Source organism: Nostoc sp. LPT (assembly GCF_017115165.1).
Classification (GTDB): Bacteria; Cyanobacteriota; Cyanobacteriia; order Cyanobacteriales; family Nostocaceae; genus Nostoc.
Genome location: NZ_JABXKF010000080.1, coordinates 1 through 20,827, shown reverse-complemented (window position 1 = coordinate 20,827; position 20,827 = coordinate 1). Strand labels below are relative to the sequence as shown.

Below are 20,827 nucleotides of genomic sequence, written 5' to 3'. Positions count from 1 at the left end.
CATGAGCTTATGCGTTTAAAGCCCAATAAATTACCCTATTTTCAGAAGGGTCTGCGTGCTATGTTCCTTATCCAATCTGCTTTTTAGCTTCTTTGTCACCCCTTCAGTCTTTAGGGCTTGGTTGTAATCCGTGATCGGATAACGAGAGAATTTTAGGATGAAGTAGTGAAACGAGACTCCATTTACTATCAAATTTTTAAACGCTTTCCTGGGTTACTCTTTGAACTAGTTGATAATCCTCCTCTGCAAGGGCAAAATTATCGATTTGAATCAGTTGAAGTCAAAGAAACCGCTTTTCGCATCAATGGTGTGTTTTTACCTCCAGAGGATGCAACATTGAGGGTGATCTTTTTTGCTGAAGTTCAATTCCAAAAAGATGAAGCCCTTTACTATCGATTCTTTACCGAGTCGCTGATGTACTTGAACCGGAATCGTTCTCAATACGATGACTGGTTCTGTGTGGTAATTTTTTCATCACGCTCCTTGGAACCAAGCGATCAAAAAACTCATCGAATATTTCTCAACAGCGACCAAGTGCAGCGCATCTATTTAGATGAGTTAGGCGCGACTAATCAGCAGCCAATAGGCATCAACTTGATGCAGTTGACTCTAGCATCGGATGAAGTGATGGCAAAGGAAGCTCGTCTATTGATTGAGCGGTTAAAATTAGAGGAAACGGACACACTGCCGAAAAACGAAATACTAGACATCATAACCACAATCGCCGTTTATAAGTTTTCTTCGTTGAGTAGAGAGGAAGTTGAAGCTATGCTAGGACTGACTTTGGAGCAAACAAGAGTTTATCAAGAAGCGAAAGCCGAGGGTCGAGAAGAAGGTCGAGAAGAAGGTCGAGAAGAAGGTCGAGAAGAACGGGAAGCTGAAATGTTGAAACTTACCGTGCCTTTGTTACTACAAACAGGGATGAGTGTGGAGCAGATTGCACAACATCTCAATGTTGATATAGAAGCTGTCCAGATTGCTGCACGGTCAAGCACATAGAATGGACATTTAATTAATTACTAATAACGCTCACGGACTTGCTAACGCTGCGCTAATGAGTCCACGAGCGTCATTATCAATTGCGAATTAATTTATTTACGATAAATTAATCCCTATTTAAGCTGCTAGATTCTTCACTTCATTGTAGAGCAAAAGCTACAGAGGTTAGAGAGCAAAGCTTGATTCTGTAGGAGGTAAGAGAGCGATCACCTCAAGTCCGAAAATTATAAAAAAGCTTGAAAAAAGACTAAATTCAGAAACAGAAGTTGTCTCTTGGGTAAGTGAGTACCGAGTTTATGTTGTTCACTCACAAATTAGAAGCATTGATCATTATGATGGAAACCCCAATGTTCTACTAGATATTGATAAAGTTATATGCACTATTCAAGCTCTAGAGAATGCAAAAGAATCCTATGCAGGATATGCAATTGATTTTGGAGTTTTAGATTCTGGACAAACCACTCTCGTAGAAATGAACGATGGTTTTGCGATTGGAGCATACAAAATTGATAAGAAGAACTACACAGACATATTTTGGCAAGATGGGAGGAGCTTTTAACGAGCGCACTTTGATATGAAGTTTTAAGATTTTGCAGCCACTCAACTAGAAAGTTATATGCCTTCTTGTTGTTGATGAGAGTTGATGGAAATAAAAATAAAAAATCTTTAACTTGAAGAGACGCAATCAAGCCACATAAAAATATCAATGTGAAAATGTGGTTTTAACTACGCTATTCAATTGAATTAGTAAGATAAACTTGCCGTATGTATGTCATCAAACTACTTACCTTCATCTAGTAATCAAAAAGGCATAAGCAATGAGTAAAGAACCAGTCAAAGTAATATTATGGGAAGAAAATCAAAAAGATTTTCTAAAAAAGTTCTATGATCTCCAATTTACTCCCAGAGTAGGAGAGGAAGTTTACCTAAAAAAGGAAAGATGGAAAGTAACCAGGGTTGAGCATGACGTAGAAATTAGTGAGATTAATGTCTATATGGAATTAATCAAAAAAGCCAAGCAGGATAAATCATCTAATTCTTAAATATAAGTAAATACACTCAACTATTATTAAAGGGAGGTTATTAGCCTCCCTTAATTCTGAGAATAGTAGATTCTCTGGTGTAATTTGTAAACCTTTATGCAAAGCCGCGATGTCTACGAGGGGCTATTCGGCGTCGCACCACAAGATTTGCAGCCAAGTGGTGGCGATCGCACCGTATTTTGTCTATAACGATACACTATAAAAGTAAAGAAATGTAAATAAACTAAATTTTGCAACCGTGGAAAACATCACATTGGGGCAAAATGGCCCAGTTGTTACACCCTTGTGTATAGGCACCTGGGCTTGGGGTGATAAACTATTTTGGAATTATGGCGATCGCTACGGCCCAGAACAGTTACAAGAAGCCTTTATCGCAGCCTTAGAAGCTGGTATTACCTTCTTTGATACTGCCGAAGTCTACGGAATGGGAAAGAGCGAGAAATTTTTGGGACAATTTCTGCAACAGACACAACAACCTGTACAAATCGCCACAAAATTTGGCCCACTACCGTGGCGATTTACAGCCCAATCCGTCTCAGATGCTTTAACAGCCAGCCTCAAACGGCTACAACTTGAGCGAATCGCCCTGTATCAAGTGCATTGGCCTTTTGCCTTCTTTTTAAGTCAAGAAACTTTGATGAATGCCCTAGCGGATGAAGTGAAGCAGGGCAGAATTGCCGCAGTCGGTGTGAGTAATTACTCAGCAGAGCAAATGCGTGACGCACATCAAATATTGGCGGCCCGTGGAGTGCCTTTGGCTGTGAACCAAGTGCGCTATTCTTTACTCAGTCGCCAAGTTGAAAGCAAAGGTATTATCACAACTGCACGTGAGTTGGGTGTAACTATCTTGGCTTATAGTCCTTTAGCACAGGGATTACTGACTGGCAAGTACAGTATTGATACTGCTGAAACCCCCACTGGTGCCAGGAAAATAGACCCCCGATTTAAGAAAGAAGGCTTGCAAAAAATTGCCCCAGTCATATCTTTGCTACGCAACTTCGGGGAAAAATACGATCGCACCCCTGCCCAAGTTGCTCTCAACTGGTTAATTGCTCAGGGGAACGTTATTCCTATTGCTGGGGTGAAGACAGCCGAACAGGTGCGGCAGAATGCTGGTGCTTTGGGCTGGAGATTAAGCGACGATGAAATTGGAGAATTAGAACTAGTTAGTCGTTCTTGGCTGTAATGTTTTTGAACTACTCAAACACAGGCGGCCAAATTTCTGACACTACTAGCTCCCAACCTGGTAGTAAGTCTGGTAGTGTCAGTTTGTCGTTGTCGTGCAAAACTATTGGTTCTTGGTTGAGTCGATAAACTGTGAGCGTCAATTTGTCAGGATCAACCAGGATACCAACTGTACATCCAAGTTGTAGGAATAGCTGAATCTTTTCTACGAGTGGTTTGATCCGGTCTAACTTAGATTTTATCTCTACCATCAAATCAGGCACCAGTTCCACAAAGTCGCGCTTGCTTGTTTTAAGTCTATCAGCACGAACAAAAGATACATCGGGAGCGCGGAGATTTCGTTTTTCGTTCTCAGCTTCTTTCCCATTATCAGTTTCTAATGTAGGCAAAATAAAACCAGCGCTAGAACCAGTCACCCGTCCTAGCCGCTGTGGGCGCACCCAGTTGCCGAGTAATCTAACTAACTCAGCACCTATTTCGTCTGACTCATAATCTGATGGGCCCATAAGAAGTATAGTTCCGTCTACTAGCTCCATCTGCCATTCTGGATGCTCTGCTTGTAGTTGCTCTAAGTCTGGAATAGTGAACATAAGACCACGAAGAATCCATCTTTAATTTATCTTCCTACAAACGGGTAGAAGAAATTATCCAAAAAGCCAAAAAGTCAAGAGCTAAAGCCAAAATCTTGACTCTTAACTCTCAACTTTCAACTCTCAACTCTCAACTCTCAATTTTATATTTGGATTTTGGATTGCAGAAAAAATCTAAAAATCTAAAATCCAAAATTGATTAACTTCTAACTGTTGACTAAGAAGCTGATTCTCTAGCTGTAGGTGAACCTATCTTTTTACTAGGAGATACAGAAGAATCCTGCCCACTTGTGCGCAGTTTTGGCTTGGGAGAAGAATGTCTTTCTTCACCATTGTTGCTATCTGATTTCCATGCAGAACGGGGGCGATCGCTGGAAGATTCGCGACGCTTACTGAGTCTTGGTTTGGGAGCAGAAGATTCCTCTTGGGGAATTTCCACATCTGAACTCAACCAAGCGGGACGAGTTTGATCGTAAGCGATTTGCAGTGCAGCTGCGGCGATCGCTTGAGCATCGTATTCTTCAATTAGTTCGCTAACAATCGGCAGGAATGAAGCTAAACGCTCACCTGTCAAAGCTTCCCGCACCTGTTCTTGCAATTTCAGGATGTGTCGCGCTTCAATCTGGGCGCGTGTAGGAATGGTCAGCAATTGCCAACTTTGGCGGTTATGACGTTCAAATGTTTGCTGTTTGCGCCGCTCAAATGGTTGTACTAAAGAAATTGCTGTTCCTTCCTTACCAGCACGACCAGTACGACCAATGCGATGGACGTAGGTTTCTACGCTATCGGGTAAGTCGTAGTTGATCACATGGGAGAGTTGATCGACATCTAACCCTCGGGCTGCAATATCAGTTGCTACCACCCAGCGAACTTGACGGTTACGGAATCTGACTAATAACCGTTCCCGTGCTTGTTGAGACAAGTCACCGTGGTATTCATCGACACTGTGACCAGCCCCTTGTAACTGACTGGTGAGTTCTGCGGCTGTGCGTCTGGTGCGGACGAAGATTAAAGCTGTTTCTGGATCTTCCATTTCCAGAATTGGCTGTAAAGCTTTGGCTTTTGTCCAGTGGCGAGGAATCAGGTAAGCTACCTGATTAATCTTGTTGGGAGCGGCTTTTGGTTGCTCAACGGTGACAGTTGCAGGCGATCGCAAGAACTTGTTCACCAACATCCGAATCGATGGTGGCATGGTTGCCGAGAATAAAGCTGTTTGGCGATCTACGGGCGCTTGCGAGAGGATTTTGATTACATCGTCGATAAAGCCCATGCTCAACATTTCATCAGCTTCATCCAATACAAACCACTTGACTTGATCGAGCTTTAAACAGCCGCGATCGAGCAAATCAATCACCCGTCCGGGAGTGCCCACGACCATGTGAACGCCACGTTTGAGTTGTAACATTTGACGGTCAATTGATTGACCACCGTAAATTGCTAACACCCGCAATCCTTCATTGCCGATGAATTGGGCGATCGCATCGTGAACTTGCATCGCTAATTCACGAGTTGGTGTTAAAACTATGGCTTGTACGGCTTTTTGATTAATATCTAGCCGTTCTAAAATTGGCAGTGAAAATGCTGCCGTTTTGCCTGTTCCAGTTTGAGATTGACCTACCACATCACGACCGGCTAGCAATTGGGGAATTGCTTGCACTTGAATGTTAGTTGGTTCGGTAAAACCAATTTTTTCTAGTTGTTCGACACGTTCTTGGGAAATACCTAATTCTTGAAATGAAAGAGTCATTAATTCGTCCTAAATTTTATGTAAGGATTATTGGATTAGTCATTTAGTCATTAGTTATTAGTCATTAGTCATTAGTCATTAGTCATTAGTTATTGGCTAGTTAGTCAGCCAAGGGCGATAGCAAAGCCTCAAATCTTAGAGAAGCTATGCCCACGAGTGAGTCCCCGAATTTCAGGTAAACCCTCATGAAAACTGCCATTAATGCAGCGTTGAGCTTGGGATAAGGGTGAATCTGTAAGGGTCATTTAACAAAGGACAAAAGACAAAAGACAAAGGACAATTTAGTTATTGACTACTTGACCATAGAGGTCGTATGTATCAGCGTGGTGAATCGCTATTGGCACGATGGTTCCTAACTTTGCCTGGCCTTTGACATACACCAGACCATCAACCTCTGGGGAAAATCTACCTGAACGACCGATTAATTCACCACTTTCAGGATTTTCTTGCTCAATCAGGACATCGACTATTTTGCCTACTTCCTGTTGATTTTTCTTTTGAGAAATCGGTTGCTGGAGTTCCATCAGTTGGTATCGGCGATCCTCCATCACCTCTTGGGACAACTGATTTGGCAACTTGTAAGCTGGAGTTCCTTCCTCAGAGGAAAAGGTGAAAACACCAACATGGTCAAATTCATGCCGTTGAACAAACTCTAGTAGATGCTCAAAATACTCTTCAGTTTCTCCTGGGAAACCAACAATAAATGTTGTCCGCAGTACGGCTGTTGGTAGCGCCGTTTTGATGCGATCTATAATCCCATCATTTACACGTCCTTGCCAAGGACGGTTCATGGCGCGGAGAACATCTGGATGAGAATGCTGCAATGGCAAATCCAGGTAAGGCAAAACGTTGGGCGTTTCTTGGATGGCCGCGATCACATCTGGGGTCAGTCCCGTGGGATAAGCGTAATGCATTCTGATCCACGGTATATCTACTTTCCCCAAAGCGCGAAGTAATTCGGCTAATTTTGGTTTACCGTAAATATCTAGACCGTAGTTAGTGGTGATTTGGGAAATTAGAATAATTTCCTTTACCCCTTGACTAACTAACTGCTCCGCTTCGGCGACGATAGATTCAATAGTACGCGATCGCTGGTTTCCTCGAAGATGAGGAATTATACAAAATGCACAACGATAATCACATCCTTCCGCAACCCGGAGGTAAGCTACGCCCTCCGTTGTAGTGCGATAGCGCGGTGTAGTTTCGTCGGCAATGTAGGTTGGCTCTATACTAACCTGTTTGACCCGCTCGCCTTGTTCTACACGCTCAATTACATTTACAATTTTGTGATAATCGCCTGTACCCACAACGGCTACTGCTTCAGGCAACTCCTCCAAAAGTTGTTCTTGGAAGTGTTGCGCCATACAGCCAGTGATTACGATCTTTTTATTTGCCTCTGCCAGTTCTACTAAAGTTCTGACAGATTCTTGCCGGGCCGCTTCAATAAAACTACAAGTATTAACAATAACGTAATCTGCTAACTCTTCATTTGTATCTACACCGTAGCCTGCTTCTACGAGCATTCCCAGCATGTGTTCTGTATCAATTCGATTTTTCTCGCAGCCCAAGTGAGAAATGGCAATTGTTGGCTTGTCACCCATATTTTGAAAATATCTTCATTTTTTTTTCTTGTAGTCAAACATTTGTGCACTCATTTCGCTTTTTCGCGATCGCTATCCTTCTAATAACAGTACAGTGGCAGATTCCCACTGTCAGCAATCCATAGAATTATGACTCTATCAATAATAAAAATAGAGGTCATGTTATGATATTTTTATCAATCTGTTCCCCAGGGTAAATTGAAGTGTCTTTGGGTACATTTGACACTTGTCATGTTTTTTAACAATTCGCCTCTTGGTATTTTACATTACCACAGCGTGTGCGTTGTTAACCTACCCATCGGGAAGCCGCCCAAAGGGCTTGTTGTGAGAAGTCGCTACCCTCAGGGAAATCGACGAAAGCGACTACGCCTATAAAGCAGTAATGCTACCCTGGCGATCGGCAAGTCCTACGACAGTGCGCGGACAAGACGCCTAAACCACGGAAAGCTGCCTTGCGTCTAGTGAGTGGCAAACTCCTCTTGTAGCCAGGTTTTATCTTAACATATCTTATGGGAGGTTTGACGCCAATTTCCATCTGAGGAAAGAGGCAACAAACCGACTATCATAAAACACATTTGACTAGTTAATGAAAAGTCAAGAGTCAAGGGTCAAAAGGAGCCAGTCACGTGCGGGGTTTTGCCCGTTGAAGAGCCACCCTTATATAGAGGTTCCCGACTTTCAGGGGAGTGGTGTTGAGCTGGCGTTCAATAGTCAAAAAATTCTGGACTCTGGACTCCGCGAGGCGGATTAAAGACGTGGACTTATATCAGATATTTAAAACTCGCTCACCAATTATTGGCGTGGTTCACCTGCTACCACTGCCTGCCTCACCCCGTTGGGGAGGTAGCCTAAAAGCAGTGATTGACCGTGCCGAACAAGAAGCCGCAGCCCTGGCAAGTGGAGGGGTTGACGGTCTGATTGTCGAGAATTTTTTCGACGCGCCGTTTACCAAAAACCAAGTCGATCCAGTGGTGGTGAGTGCCATGACCATTGTGGTGCAGCGGATACAGAATTTGGTGACTTTGCCTATAGGCTTAAATGTATTGCGAAATGATGCCAAAAGTGCAATAGCGATCGCTAGCTGTGTACAGGCACAATTTATCCGTGTCAACGTCCTCACAGGGGTAATGGCAACTGACCAAGGATTAATTGAGGGAGAAGCCCATCAACTACTCCGCTATCGACGGGAGTTGGGCTGTGATGTTAAAATCCTGGCCGATGTGTTGGTGAAACACGCCCGTCCTTTGAGTTCTCCAAATCTCACAGTCGCCGTGAAAGACACCATTGAAAGGGGTTTAGCAGACGGAGTGATTTTATCGGGCTGGGCTACTGGTAGTCCTCCTAACTTAGAAGATTTGGAACTAGCTTGTGGTGCAGCAAAGGGTACGCCAGTGTTCATCGGTAGTGGGGCGAATTGGGAAAATATTGATACATTGATGCAGGCAGCAGATGGTGTAATAGTTTCCAGTTCCCTGAAACGTCATGGACGCATAGAGCAACCAATTGACCCAATTCGCGTCAGTCAATTTGTGGAAGCCGCACGTCGCAATTGGAACTCCAAAGGTGAAAGCAAATCAGCAGAACAAGTGAAGTTACATTCTTGAATGGGGTATAGGGCATGGGGAAAAATAATTAATACTCGATTGACCAATGCCCAATACTTCGACTCCCTTCTCTTCTTAGGCTGCGCCAACGACTACCAAGAGGGCAAATCGCTCAGTACAAGTGCCCAATGCCCTATGACGCCACTTGCTCCACTTGGGGAGACCCCAAGACCGCAGTGGCTCCCCAATGCCCATTAACCAATAACAATTTATGATTCGCCGTCGTTCTACTCCTTGGATTCATAAATGGTCACGTCCATTGATTGCCGCGATCGCTGGATGTGGTGCCCTGATAACAGGTTATCTCACTATAGAAAAGTTAACCGGAGGCAGTGCCGCTTGTGTGGCACAGGCTGGTGCTAAGGGCTGTAATGATGTGCTTTCCAGTCCTTGGGCAACGGTTTTTGGTCAGCCATTAGCTTTGTTTGGGTTTTTGGCATATACCAGTATGGTGATATTGGCTTTGGCTCCCTTGGTATTCAACTCAGCAGAAAACAATAACCGCAAACAATTGGAAAATTGGACATGGTGGCTGCTACTGGTAGGTGCGATCGCTATGTCTGTTTTTAGCGGCTACTTAATGTATGTGCTGACATCTCAAATCAAAGCTATTTGTCTTTACTGTATCGGTTCAGCTTTGTTCTCCCTGAGTCTTTTGGTACTAACGATTATCGGTCGGACTTGGGAGGATATTGGACAAATCTTCTTTACCGCCCTGATTGTAGGGATGGTAACGCTGATTGGTACTTTAGGCGTCTATGCTGGCGTAAACCAATCAGATGTTACACCTGGAACTCCTGGACAACCAACAAAAATTACCTTTACTCCCAAGGAAAACCCCAACCCTGCGTTCGGTTGGGAAGTTACCACTACTTCTGGTGAGGCAGAAATAGCCTTAGCACGCCATCTGGCAAAGGTAGGTGCGAAGGAATACAGCGCTTACTGGTGTCCTCACTGTCATGAACAAAAGCTGCTTTTTGGTAAAGAAGCTGAGGAAATAATCAATAATGGTATTAAGATAGAGTGCGCCGCCGATGGACTCAAAGCTCAACCAGAACTCTGTAAAGCCGCAAAAATTGAAGGTTTCCCCACTTGGATCGTTAATGGTAAAAGCTATAGCGGAGTCCAAAACTTAGAGGAACTAGCGAAAGTTTCTGGTTACACAGGGCCTCGTAACTTCAAGTATTTTAAGTAAAGTACCTACACTGATTTTCAGTAGTTTACACTCCATAGTCAACTGGATGAATACAGTAAAATCTGTTTCCAGTTGGCTTTTTTGTTTTTGGTAACAGATAATTAGGTCTTATCCAATGCCCAATTACCAATTTTCCTGCGGCTTTTATCTGCAAATACTTAAGCTCAAGGAAATCAAATAAATATATTTACTTAAAAATAATGTATATTTTAATTTCTTTTTATAACACTTGAGAGCTACCTTGGGATGTAATCATGTCAGGCTTGAACCATGTCTTAAAGAACCTTGCTGAGTTGAAAAATTTTTAGAAACTCTATTTAGCTCCTATTTGAGCTATGTTAGTCCGATAGTTAATAGCTATAAAAAATATAGCAATCCTAAATAAGATCGTGAAAATTTTTATTATGGTCGTCCTTGGTCATTTGTCATCTGTGATTACAAAGGACAAATGACTAATGACAGCCAACAGAAAAATATTTCACAAATGATTTAGGACTCCTATAGAGAATATTTCTGCCTATTAGGTGATGGGAATGAATCAGCAGCTAGGCAAGCGTTTTGTGAAGTTAATCTTTAGACTGAAACAATCGCTTAGTCGAGGACACAGAGAATTGATTACTGCGGCCAGCGTTGCAGTCTGCGTCCTGCTTTTGCACTCCATTGGATTATTGCAATCTTTGGAGTTGGCAGCTTTGGATCAATTTTTCCGCTTACGTCCAAATGAACCGCCAGAAGAGCGTATTACCATCGTAGGGATTGATGAAGCCGATTTAAAGAAAGTAGGTTCGTGGCCGATTCCAGATGCGAAGATTGCCGAGTTGTTACAAAAATTGAACGTCCACAAACCCCGTGCTATTGGCTTAGATATCTACCGAGATTTGCCAGTAGGATCTGGTAATCAAGAACTTCGTAATGCTTATAAGTTAATGCCCAATTTGATTGGTATTCAGCTACTGGCAAATGACAAAAACAAAAACGTTAGTGTTTTGCCTCCACAAGGACTAAATCAGGATCAAGTAGGCTTTAATAACGTGCTGTACGATCTTGATGGTAAAGTGCGTCGCAGTTTGTTGTATTGGCACGTTAAAAATCAAGTACACGAAAGTTTTGCCTTGAAGTTGGCTTTATTGTATTTAAAGTCAAAGGGAATTACTCCCACCAAAGCAAAAAGTAACCCTGAGTATTTGCAATTGGGTAAGGCAGCATTTACTCGTTTTGAGACTAATGATGGTGCTTATGTGGGAGCTGATGCTAGAGGCTACCAAATTTTAAGCAATTTTCCCAAACCTAAATGTCAAATTTCATCTAAGCAACTTTGTAGTTTTCGCCAGGTATCGATGAGAGATGTACTGGCAGATAAAGTCAAAGCAAACTTAATCAAAGATCGGATTATACTTATTGGCTCCACTGCACCCAGTCTCCTAGATTTTGTATTTATTCCCTACTCCAGCAGTGTAATGGGTCTAGCAGAGCCTGTACCTGGTATTCAATTGCAGGCTTATTTTATTAGTGAGTTAATCTCTGCTGCTGTTGATGGAAGACCATTACTCAAAGTTTGGCCTGACTTGATGGAATACTTGTGGGTTTTTGTTTGGTCTTATCTAGGAGCCGTGACGATATGGCGAATACGAAACGCAACTAGGAGTCTTCTCTGTATCCTAGTTTCTTGCTTTGTATTGACCGTGAGTGCATACCTGGCTTTCTTGTACGGTTGGTGGATACCACTCATTCCCTCACTGGTTTGCTTTGGCACTTCAGCTATTTGGATAACTAGTCATATTGCTCACATGCAGGAAGAGTGGAAACGTTCCAAAGAATTTTTGCATCACGTTATCAACACGATTCCCGATCCAATTTTTGTGAAAAATGAACAACATCAGTGGATTGTTTTAAATGAGGCGTATTGTCGATTTATCGGTTATCCAAATAAGTTATTAATTGAAAAGTCAGACTATGACTTTTTCCCAATACATGAAGCTGATGTGTTTCGACAACAGGACGATCTTGTTTTTCGGACTCAGCAACCCCAGGAACATGAAGAAGAATTTACAAATGCTGATGGACAGACTCATCAGATTGCCACTAAGCGATCGCTTCACAAAGACTCGGCCGGTAATTTCTTTTTAGTTGGTGTCATCCGGGATATTACTCAGCGCAAGTTGATGGAAGAACAGCTTAAGCGTACTGCTGCTGAACTATTCCGCTCTAACAATGAATTAAAACTCAAAGAAGACCACTTACGTTATTTAGCGTATCACGACCCCCTGACCGGTTTATCCAATCGCAAATTTTTTGCCGAACAACTTTACGAGTCCTTACATTGGGCACAACACAATAACTTGTTGCTGGCACTGCTGTTTATCGATCTAGATGGCTTTAAGCAAGTCAATGATACTTTGGGACACAAGACGGGCGATCGCTTGCTAATGACTATTGCTGAAAGACTCAGCAACTCTTTACGCACTAGTGATACAGTTTCTCGTTTGGGTGGCGATGAATTTACTGTGATTTTACGGGCAATTCCTGATGACCAAATAGCTGGTCAAGTCGCCGAAAAAATTTTAAGCAGTATTACCAAGCCAATTGTTTTGGACGGCTACACAATCCGAGTCTCTGCCAGTATTGGCATTAGTGTTTATCCATACAACAGTCAAGATAGTGAAACTTTGATTAAACAAGCTGATACAGCAATGTACCGTGCCAAGCGCCTGGGTAAAAATCGCTACGAGTTTGCTTAATTAGTCAATAGTCAAGTCTCCAGATTTTTTCACTGTAGTCACAATTTTTACCTTCAAATTAGGAATTTAGACTAGAGACACGTCTAAGGTACTGTCTTGACAAAATATAGCGTATATATTACGAGGTAACTTTTTAGCCAAGATCTAGGACTAGCAAGACTTTTTTGCTTGAAGACTAAACCTCATAACTTATGTCAGAAAGTAATTAGTCATCAGAGATATTTAGTAAAATATTTTTTAAAGTATTTATAAATACAATTTAAATTTTACTTCTACTTGTTCGGTTATTACGCTACTATTATGTTTTAAAATCCTTATATTTTAACAAATATGTTATTTTAACTTTACATATCTTTAACCATTAAATCTTAAACTATACAATTAAATAAGTATTATTTCATGTTTTCCTGAACCCTTAATTTATTAAACATAGTGTTTATACTTAATAATATTAAGATATTATTAATAAATAGTGAATTAAACAAAATACTTACATTGACTCATTAGCATATCTAACCTGAGACTGATGTAAAAACCGCTCATTCATAATACCACTTAAATATAAAGACCATTTAAATCGGCAAATTAAGGTGAATCTACAAGCGAATACCACAATGATTTGTACAGTACCAGCAATAATTTCATAAAGTTAAAACTTTTTTCAAAAAGACCAGTAAATATACGGTACAGAGAAAAAAATACGTTTTGGAAAGAAAAAGTAGTAAATTTACTGAAATATATGAAGACTAACTTCCGAATCACAAAGTTTATGATATTCTGCATAGGTGCTTACATACTGATACCAAAAGTTGCCGCTTGCGTAGGTATATTCAATACTGCAAGTGCTAATTCTTTTGGCCCTACTAGCAGTAACACCTTAATCGCCCGCAAGGTCAATTCTCAAAATTTAAAAGACATATACATTCCACCAAATAATGGTGGTCCCGATAGTCATAATGGTAGCGGCACCCGCTGATGGCAATTTTGAATTTTAGATTTTAGATTGTCGTAGAGCAGCGCAATTAGTTAGGTACCGTCTTGTCTTGGACACCACATCTTTATATTTAGCGGCTTATTGCAAGATGTTATGCTTAGGATTGCGAAAACCGTCAAGCTCTTTAAGGTAGTTTATTTAAGACAATAATCGAGATTTCCACCAATGATTTGTTTGTATAAGTGTGTGGACTTGCCAATTTGAGTCTGGTTGAGGATAATCTAAACGGAAGTGTCCGCCTCGGCTTTCGGTTCTAAAAGCAGCACTTTTGAGAATTAAATCAGCTACATCTAATAAATTGCGGGTTTCTGCCCAAAGTCCCAATTGCCGTTCAACATCTGGTAGGTCAAAACTAGCGGGTTCTGCTGGACGTAAAGCAAGCAAGAATTGACTTAAAGGCAAGGCAGCGAAATCTTGCTGCCAAGATTCAATAGTAGCGATCGCAGTTTCCAGCCTTGATTGCTCTCGACAAATACCAGCACTTTCCCACACTAGACGTGGTAGCTTCTCCCTAAGTGCTTCTAGCTGTGCTTGTTGGATGTGCCACTCACTAGTATCAGCATTAAATTTCCGTAATGGCAGCACTGGTATTTCTGAGGACAGCCCAATATTTTCTAACTCAATATTAGCCATCTGGGCCCCAAACACAATACATTCTAACAGGGAATTACTGGCAAGGCGATTTGCCCCATGCACACCTGTACTAGCGGTTTCACCTACTGCGTACAAACCGGAGATATTGGTGCGATTCATCAGATCCGCAACAATTCCACCCATCCAGTAATGGGCAGCTGGGGCTACAGGAATTGGTTCGTGGAAGACATCAACCCCCCAATGCTGACAAACTTTGATGATATTGGGAAAGCGGTGACGAATCTTGTCAGCGGGAATAGGGCGCATATCCAACCACACATGGGCAGTAGCCAAATCAAGGGCGGTACGTTGCAAATGACTGAAAATTGCTCTACTGACCACATCTCTAGGTGCAAGTTCACCCGCAGGGTGGTAGTCAAAGGCAAAACGTCGCCCTTGATTATCGATGAGATGTGCCCCCTCGCCGCGTACAGCTTCGCTGATCAAGAAGCGATCGGCACCAGGTTTAGTGAGGGCGGTGGGGTGAAATTGGACGAATTCTAAATCGCGGAGGATAGCCCCAGCTCGAGCTGCGATCGCTACCCCATCACCTGTACTCACAGCCGGGTTAGTGGTTTGGGCAAATACCTGACCACCGCCGCCTGTTGCCAGTACCACAGCACCAGCTCTTATCCATGTAATTTTACCTTGATAAAACAGGCTAATTCCTTGACAACGACCAGTTTCAGGTTCAATCCACAAACTCAAAGCTAAAGCCTGCTGAATGACTTGAATATTTTGGCGACGTAATACTTGGGCGGTAAGGGTGGTAGTAACTTCCCTGCCTGTAGTGTCAGCAGCGTGGAGAACACGACGGCGAGAATGGGCGGCTTCCAAAGTTAAAGCTAAAGCTTGACCATGACGGTCAAAAGCGACCCCCAAGTTAACTAGGGATTGAATACAGCTAGGGGCATGTTGGGCGAGAAATTCGACAGCGGTGCGATCGCATAAACCGGCACCCGCCTGGATCGTATCTTCAATGTGCAGTGTTGGAGAATCTTCTGGGGCGATCGCTGCGGCAATGCCACCTTGCGCCCAATCGCTGGCGGACAAAGCAACGGTTTCTTTGGTAATCAAGCCGACTCGCAAGGATTCTGGTAGACACAGCGCTGTGTATAGTCCAGCAGCACCAGCGCCGACTACTAAGACATCAAATTGGCTGGGAATATCTATCTGAGACAAGGTAATGCAGGAGAAAGGGGAGCAGGGGAGCAGGGGGAGCAGGGGGGGACAAGGAAGAAATTTTACTTTGTCTCCCTCATCCCCCTCATCTCTAATAAAATACTCCCACTCCCTAGAATCAGGAGTGGGCTGCTATTTGCTACATTAACTGCAATTCAGTTATCTGTAGATACCGTTGTTAAAGCGATCGTCTCCTTCATTGAAGGCAGGCTCTAGTTCTGTCACGGTGAATTTATCGAAGTTGGCTTGCAGAGTTTGTTTTTGGCGATCGCTTAATCCTGGAAGATCCAATACATCCTCTACCTTTTGGTAGGGAGCATTGGTGATGATTTTCTTAGCTAGGGTGGGATAAAGCCCTGGAAACTGTTGAAAAGCTCGGACGTTGGTATTATTCAAATCAATTTTTTTACCAAACTCCGTTCCTAGTTTAGCGTCTGCCCGATTCTGCCGCTCAATTGCCAGAACTGGGACTTGGGGAAAAGCAAAACTGTTGAAACTAGCAGCTTGGGCTATCTGAGTTGTTCCCAACCATCCCCAGCAACTAAGTAACAAACTAAACACTGTTAATAAACGCGCCAATCCTTTCACGATTTTTCTACCTCTTTCCATCAAACAGAAATAAAAGTTTTAAGCTAACAGTAGTCATTAGTCATTAGTCATTAGTCATACCCTACGTGAGAGCGCCAAGAACAAAGGACAAAGGACAAAAGCTGATAGCTTAGTCAACACAGCAGTCTTCAGAAACTAATATACAGCGTATTAATATCCACAATATTTACCGTTACTGGGTTTGACTATACTTTTGGCAAAAATTTTCATCGTGGAAAGAGTACATGCATAGCTGCAATAGCGTTGCATCCACGATCCCAGTAGCATTCCCAGTGAGATGAAATCTTTTGAGGGTAGCTGATTCTACCTTTCACGCAGACACCAAACTGCACGATTTCTAAGATCGAAAACTTTACCAAAAAAGACTTGATGCTGATGGATTTTATGTAATATTTCTTAACTAATTAATTATCTACAGCATCATTTTTGATGTGTCGTAGATTGGGCTGGGAAAAGTTTCTGAAAGAGAAGCCTACTACACGCTTATTGCAACATATAGTGTCTCCTGCCTTCTTCACGCTGCGATCGCAGCTAACAAAAATAGGCTGTCTACCAAAATTGTGCTTAAAACTGCGCCACCAAAGGCATACCAGTGTCTTTGATTTCGACCTAAAGCTGAAATTCCTACTATTAATAGCACTACCGCGAGAATTATTGCCCAAGTTTGTCCCCAAGGTGCTTGTACTTGCATGAGAGCATCTTGTAAAATTTGCGGTACTACATCTGCATCTACTCTCATGATTTGCCGCCAATAGGGCATCAAATCTACTATATAAAAATATACATCTGTTACAACTGTACCGAGTAAAGAACCTAAATAAAACCAGTTACCTACCTTGCCCCAATTCTTCGCCAGACACCAACAAGCAAACGGTAAACCGATAAACTCCACCGGCAGATGCCATAAAGGTTCCCAACGTAACCAGCCCCAGTAAATCGCTCCTGCTAACCAACTCCAGCTAAACCCTAAAAGCAAATCGCCCCAAACATAAGTTGCAGGACGTGACATTAAGGCAAAACTTAGCCATACCCAAAATCCTGTCAGGGCTAAACTCAGACTTGGTAGCGATCGCACTATTGGCGCTTCTACAAATACTGGCACTGATACCAAAAACACCGCCGCCGCAAACACTAACCAACTTTGTCGGGCAGAAATAGATAAGGGAAGAGAGGGAGAAAAGGAGAGTGTAGATTCCAATTGCCTGATACCCTTCAGCCCAGTATCAGCTAAATCCAACTCGGTATCAATAGAAGGGGTAGAAACGCTGTAGGAGGACAGTGTATTATTAATCAAGTTTTTAATATTTGTTACTAAACTTTATCTTATTTAATATATCACACTTTAAAATCCCCCCCTGGGGCATTGCAATTATACTGAAATTTTCAGGCGCCTTGGCGCAAATCAAACAAAAGATTCTGTGCCAAAGGAATCCATTAAAGTTGCACTATGTACATAACTGCTCTGTAGTTCCTTATAAATAGAGGACTACAGAGAGGTGAATGAAGAGTGCAAAGTTCCGTTAGCGGAAGCGGGGCGTTTAGCCCGTGCCTCGGCTTAGAGTTAAAAAACCGTCCACGAGGGGGAGCCACTGCGGTGGACGGGTTTCCCGGCATAAAGCAAGTGGCGTCGGGGTATCAACCTTCTCCTGAGAAAAGGATTCCGCCCACTAGGGGCGGGGCTAATACCTACGTAGATAAGTATTTAGTAAGTATTAATTTATTCAAAATTAAGTACTGAGTACTGAGTTTGGTAAAATTTAACAGTTAAAAGTGAACTGACATCAGTGCCCTAAATATTAAAGTTTGATGAATTGACAAAATTCCGTTGACTTATTGAGATGGGTGTAAGAACATAGTCAGCGTCTTCGATGATGTTATTGATCGGTAAAATTGAGTTTTCTACAAGATTGGGTGCAAGAGAGAGTATATAAAACAACATCATCATCCTAAGAATAATGTCTCAAACACGAAAAAGGTATTAATTGCAAATGGAGTTTATTCAAGCTTTTATTTTGGGTATTGTTCAAGGTATTACAGAGTTTTTGCCAATCAGCAGTACTGCACATCTTCTGATTTTTACCAAGCTATTTGGCTGGAAAGAACTAGGCTCTAAAGATTTTGTTGATGCAATTCAATTTGGCAGCGTTATTGCAATTGTGGGGTTTTTTTGGTCACTGATTTATAGTATTGTCAAAGGTGGAATCGAAGCACTAAAAGCCAAAGACTGGGAACGCGAAGAATGGAAAATTCTTGTCGGTATTGTAGTCGGAACACTGCCTGCTTTAATTTTCGGCTTCCTTTTAAAAGATATTTTACCTGAGAGTGCATTAATTATTGGCATCATGTCAATTATCATGGCACTTTTACTAGCTCTGGCAGAAAAAATTGGCACTCGTAAGCGAGGTTTTGAATCATTGCAGATTCGGGATGGTATTTTAGTTGGATTGGGACAAACACTTGCTTTGATTCCGGGTGTTTCTCGTTCTGGTTCGACGTTGACAACTGCCTTATTTTTAGGATTAGAACGCGCTACAGCAGCAAAATTCTCATTTTTGTTAGGGTTTCCAACTCTTACCATTGCGACGCTGTATAAAAGCCTGAAAATATTCAAGTTGTTTCAAGCTCACCAGTTGCCAGATAACATTGTTGCACTGTTAATTGTAGGAATTATTTCAACCTTTATTTTTTCTTACCTATCAATTGCATTTTTGATCAAATACTTAGCAACCAAAAACACTTTGATTTTTGTATGGTATAGATTAGCATTCGGTAGTACGATCTTACTAGCGATCGCAGCAGGTTGGAAAGGATAATAGTCATTAGTCATTTGTTATTAGTCATTTGTTTTTTATCCAAAACAAATGACTATAGCGACCGCTCGTTTGTATGCAATACAATCTAACCTCACTTCCATTCCTCTCTCCTAAAAGGAGAGAGGCTTTGAATTTTACTCCCCAACGCTAGTAGGGAAGGGGCTGGGGTTAAGTCTGTATTAGACTCAACTAATAAATGCTATAATGCCCAATGCCCAATGCCCTATTCCCCATGACTACCATTCATCCTGCCCGAATTACCAAGGTTCTTCCAGACTCAATAGCCGCAGAGATTGGTTTTGAAGCTGGGGATGCGATCGTTGCAATCAATGGTACACGCCCCCGCGACTTAATTGATTATCAGTTTTTGTGTGCTGATGAAGTCTTGGAATTAGAAGTTTTAGACGCAGCTGGTAAAACTCATAGCCTGGAAATCGAAAAAGATTACGACCAAGACTTAGGACTAGAATTTGAAACTGCCCTATTTGATGGCTTAATTCAGTGCAATAACCGCTGTCCATTTTGCTTTATCGACCAACAGCCACCAGGTAAGCGCACCAGCTTGTACTTTAAAGACGACGATTACCGCTTAAGCTTTTTGTATGGCTCTTATCTTACCTTGACCAATTTGCCAGAAAGAGAATGGCGGCGGATTGAACAAATGCGCTTATCTCCGTTGTATGTTTCTGTTCATGCCACGGAGGCGGAAGTTAGAATTAGACTGCTGAAAAATCCCCGTGCGGGACAAATCTTGCAACAACTCAAGTGGTTTCAAGAAAGACGGCTACAAATTCATGCTCAAGTGGTTGTTTGTCCTGGTATAAATGATGGCGAACACCTGGAGCAAACCCTAAAAGATTTAGCATCCTTTCATACTGGTGAAGTGCCTGCGGTAGCATCGGTGGCAGTTGTGCCAGTCGGATTGACAAGGTTTCGGCCTCCAGAAGACGAACTTACACCCGTAACCAGAGAAAAAGCGAAAGAAGTAATTTCTCAAGTGCGAACACTTTCGCAACAATTTCGGCAAAAGTTTTCCTCTAGTGTCGCTTGGTTAGCTGATGAGTGGTTTTTGATTGCAGGTGAGCAATTACCGAGCGAATCTGAATATGAAGAGTATCCCCAAATTGATAATGGTGTTGGTTCAATTCAGTTGTTTATCAAGCAATTTGCAACTGCTGCAACAGAATTACTACCGCCAAAAGTTCATCCTCAGAGAAAATTAACTTGGGTAGTAGGTAACGCAGTAGAAAACGCCTTTCAACCTATCTTGAAACGGTTAAATTCTATTGAAGGTTTAAAAGTAAATATGCGTGCTTTATGCAGCGATTATTGGGGACAAAATATTACTGTCACAGGATTACTAACGGGTCATGATTTACTGTTTAACTTACAAGGACAAGATTTGGGAGATGGAATTTTACTACCAAATGTAATGCTAAAACATGGGGAATTGGTATTTTTAGATGATATGAGTATTGAAGAATTAGCCTGTAAATTGGAGACAAAAATCTTACCAGTAGGAGGAGTTGAAGATTTAATCAATACCTGTATTCTTTAAGCTTTGTTTATTAGCTCTTTAGTTTATAGCAGTTGCCAGGTAAATGAAGTATATATCAAAATCTCTCCTCCAACCCCTATTATTACCAAGGAGAGGGGTTGCGGGAGAGATTAAGCTGTAGATCATTTTTATTAGAAAACACTAGAAATAATTTAACTGCGTTATGCAAGGTCTTTTTGCTTACTACTTTAACTTTACTTAATCCAAGTCTTTGAATCTAAACTCATTTTTTTTCATCTAAGCATTTGGATATTAAATCCAAAATTAATAAACTTGAATTTCTGAAGGGGTGACAAGGAGGCGGAAGCATGAGAAATAGTGGAGTGTAGCGATTTT

At 41.9% G+C, this 20,827-nt stretch carries 16 protein-coding genes; 10 read left to right on the top strand and 6 right to left on the bottom strand.

Translation table 11 applies throughout. From position 1 onward, the window contains the following. The first annotated feature begins 165 nt into the window (after window positions 1–165). From HWQ58_RS17235 to HWQ58_RS17225, 4 genes are all read left to right on the top strand, one after another. Window positions 166–999: an Rpn family recombination-promoting nuclease/putative transposase gene (locus HWQ58_RS17235; protein ID WP_292864928.1), complete on the top strand. Its 834-nt coding sequence runs from the start codon at window positions 166–168 to the stop codon at window positions 997–999. Between the two features lie 205 nt (window positions 1,000–1,204). Continuing rightward, on the top strand, window positions 1,205–1,558 hold the full coding sequence (locus tag HWQ58_RS38500; RefSeq protein ID WP_366838125.1) for an ATP-grasp domain-containing protein: 354 nt from the start codon (window positions 1,205–1,207) through the stop codon (window positions 1,556–1,558). 259 nt (window positions 1,559–1,817) lie between these two features. Next, window positions 1,818–2,042, top strand: coding sequence for a hypothetical protein (locus HWQ58_RS17230; RefSeq protein ID WP_292736759.1), 225 nt, complete (start codon window positions 1,818–1,820; stop codon window positions 2,040–2,042). A gap of 238 nt (window positions 2,043–2,280) precedes the next feature. Continuing rightward, entirely contained in the window at window positions 2,281–3,228 is a 948-nt protein-coding gene (locus HWQ58_RS17225; protein ID WP_292864926.1) for an aldo/keto reductase, read from the top strand. Window positions 3,229–3,238: 10 nt separating this feature from the next. Here the strand turns inward: HWQ58_RS17225 and HWQ58_RS17220 are convergent, their stop codons facing one another. The 3 genes from HWQ58_RS17220 to rimO all read right to left on the bottom strand — a co-directional run bounded on the left by HWQ58_RS17220 (window position 3,239) and on the right by rimO (window position 7,165). Further along, window positions 3,239–3,817 carry a Uma2 family endonuclease gene (locus HWQ58_RS17220; RefSeq protein ID WP_292864923.1) on the bottom strand — a complete coding sequence of 193 codons (579 nt, stop codon included), beginning with the start codon at window positions 3,815–3,817 and terminating at the stop codon, window positions 3,239–3,241. 217 nt (window positions 3,818–4,034) lie between these two features. Beyond that, a complete protein-coding gene (locus tag HWQ58_RS17215; RefSeq protein ID WP_292864920.1) occupies window positions 4,035–5,564 on the bottom strand; it encodes a DEAD/DEAH box helicase in 1,530 nt (509 codons plus the stop codon). A gap of 281 nt (window positions 5,565–5,845) precedes the next feature. Continuing rightward, window positions 5,846–7,165 (bottom strand): 30S ribosomal protein S12 methylthiotransferase RimO, encoded by a 1,320-nt coding sequence (gene rimO / locus HWQ58_RS17210; protein WP_292864917.1) that lies wholly within the window; start codon window positions 7,163–7,165, stop codon window positions 5,846–5,848. Between the two features lie 755 nt (window positions 7,166–7,920). Here rimO and btpA point away from each other — a divergent pair. The 4 genes from btpA (at window position 7,921) to HWQ58_RS17190 (ending at window position 13,678) form a co-directional block, all read left to right on the top strand. Beyond that, the gene (btpA, locus tag HWQ58_RS17205) at window positions 7,921–8,769 is read left to right on the top strand and encodes a photosystem I biogenesis protein BtpA (protein ID WP_292864914.1); all 849 of its coding nucleotides are present in this window, start codon (window positions 7,921–7,923) and stop codon (window positions 8,767–8,769) included. Between the two features lie 211 nt (window positions 8,770–8,980). Next, window positions 8,981–9,964 carry a vitamin K epoxide reductase family protein gene (locus HWQ58_RS17200; RefSeq protein ID WP_292864911.1) on the top strand — a complete coding sequence of 328 codons (984 nt, stop codon included), beginning with the start codon at window positions 8,981–8,983 and terminating at the stop codon, window positions 9,962–9,964. 533 nt (window positions 9,965–10,497) lie between these two features. After that, the gene (locus HWQ58_RS17195) at window positions 10,498–12,702 is read left to right on the top strand and encodes a CHASE2 domain-containing protein (RefSeq protein ID WP_292864908.1); all 2,205 of its coding nucleotides are present in this window, start codon (window positions 10,498–10,500) and stop codon (window positions 12,700–12,702) included. A 739-nt stretch (window positions 12,703–13,441) separates the two neighbouring features. Further along, on the top strand, window positions 13,442–13,678 hold the full coding sequence (locus HWQ58_RS17190) for a hypothetical protein (RefSeq protein ID WP_292864906.1): 237 nt from the start codon (window positions 13,442–13,444) through the stop codon (window positions 13,676–13,678). A gap of 156 nt (window positions 13,679–13,834) precedes the next feature. Here HWQ58_RS17190 and nadB read toward each other — a convergent pair whose 3' ends face one another. The 3 genes from nadB to HWQ58_RS17175 form a co-directional block, all read right to left on the bottom strand. Then, the gene (nadB, locus tag HWQ58_RS17185) at window positions 13,835–15,511 is read right to left on the bottom strand and encodes an L-aspartate oxidase (protein ID WP_292864903.1); all 1,677 of its coding nucleotides are present in this window, start codon (window positions 15,509–15,511) and stop codon (window positions 13,835–13,837) included. A gap of 159 nt (window positions 15,512–15,670) precedes the next feature. Continuing rightward, window positions 15,671–16,099: a photosystem II complex extrinsic protein PsbU gene (gene psbU, locus HWQ58_RS17180; protein WP_292864900.1), complete on the bottom strand. Its 429-nt coding sequence runs from the start codon at window positions 16,097–16,099 to the stop codon at window positions 15,671–15,673. A 535-nt stretch (window positions 16,100–16,634) separates the two neighbouring features. Next, window positions 16,635–17,414 carry a DUF3120 domain-containing protein gene (locus tag HWQ58_RS17175; protein WP_292864897.1) on the bottom strand — a complete coding sequence of 260 codons (780 nt, stop codon included), beginning with the start codon at window positions 17,412–17,414 and terminating at the stop codon, window positions 16,635–16,637. A 694-nt stretch (window positions 17,415–18,108) separates the two neighbouring features. Here HWQ58_RS17175 and HWQ58_RS17170 point away from each other — a divergent pair. After that, window positions 18,109–18,933, top strand: a complete 825-nt coding sequence (locus HWQ58_RS17170; RefSeq protein ID WP_292864894.1) for an undecaprenyl-diphosphate phosphatase — start codon at window positions 18,109–18,111, stop codon at window positions 18,931–18,933. 232 nt (window positions 18,934–19,165) lie between these two features. Continuing rightward, the gene (locus HWQ58_RS17165; RefSeq protein ID WP_292864891.1) at window positions 19,166–20,491 is read left to right on the top strand and encodes a TIGR03279 family radical SAM protein; all 1,326 of its coding nucleotides are present in this window, start codon (window positions 19,166–19,168) and stop codon (window positions 20,489–20,491) included. Window positions 20,492–20,827 lie beyond the last annotated feature (336 nt).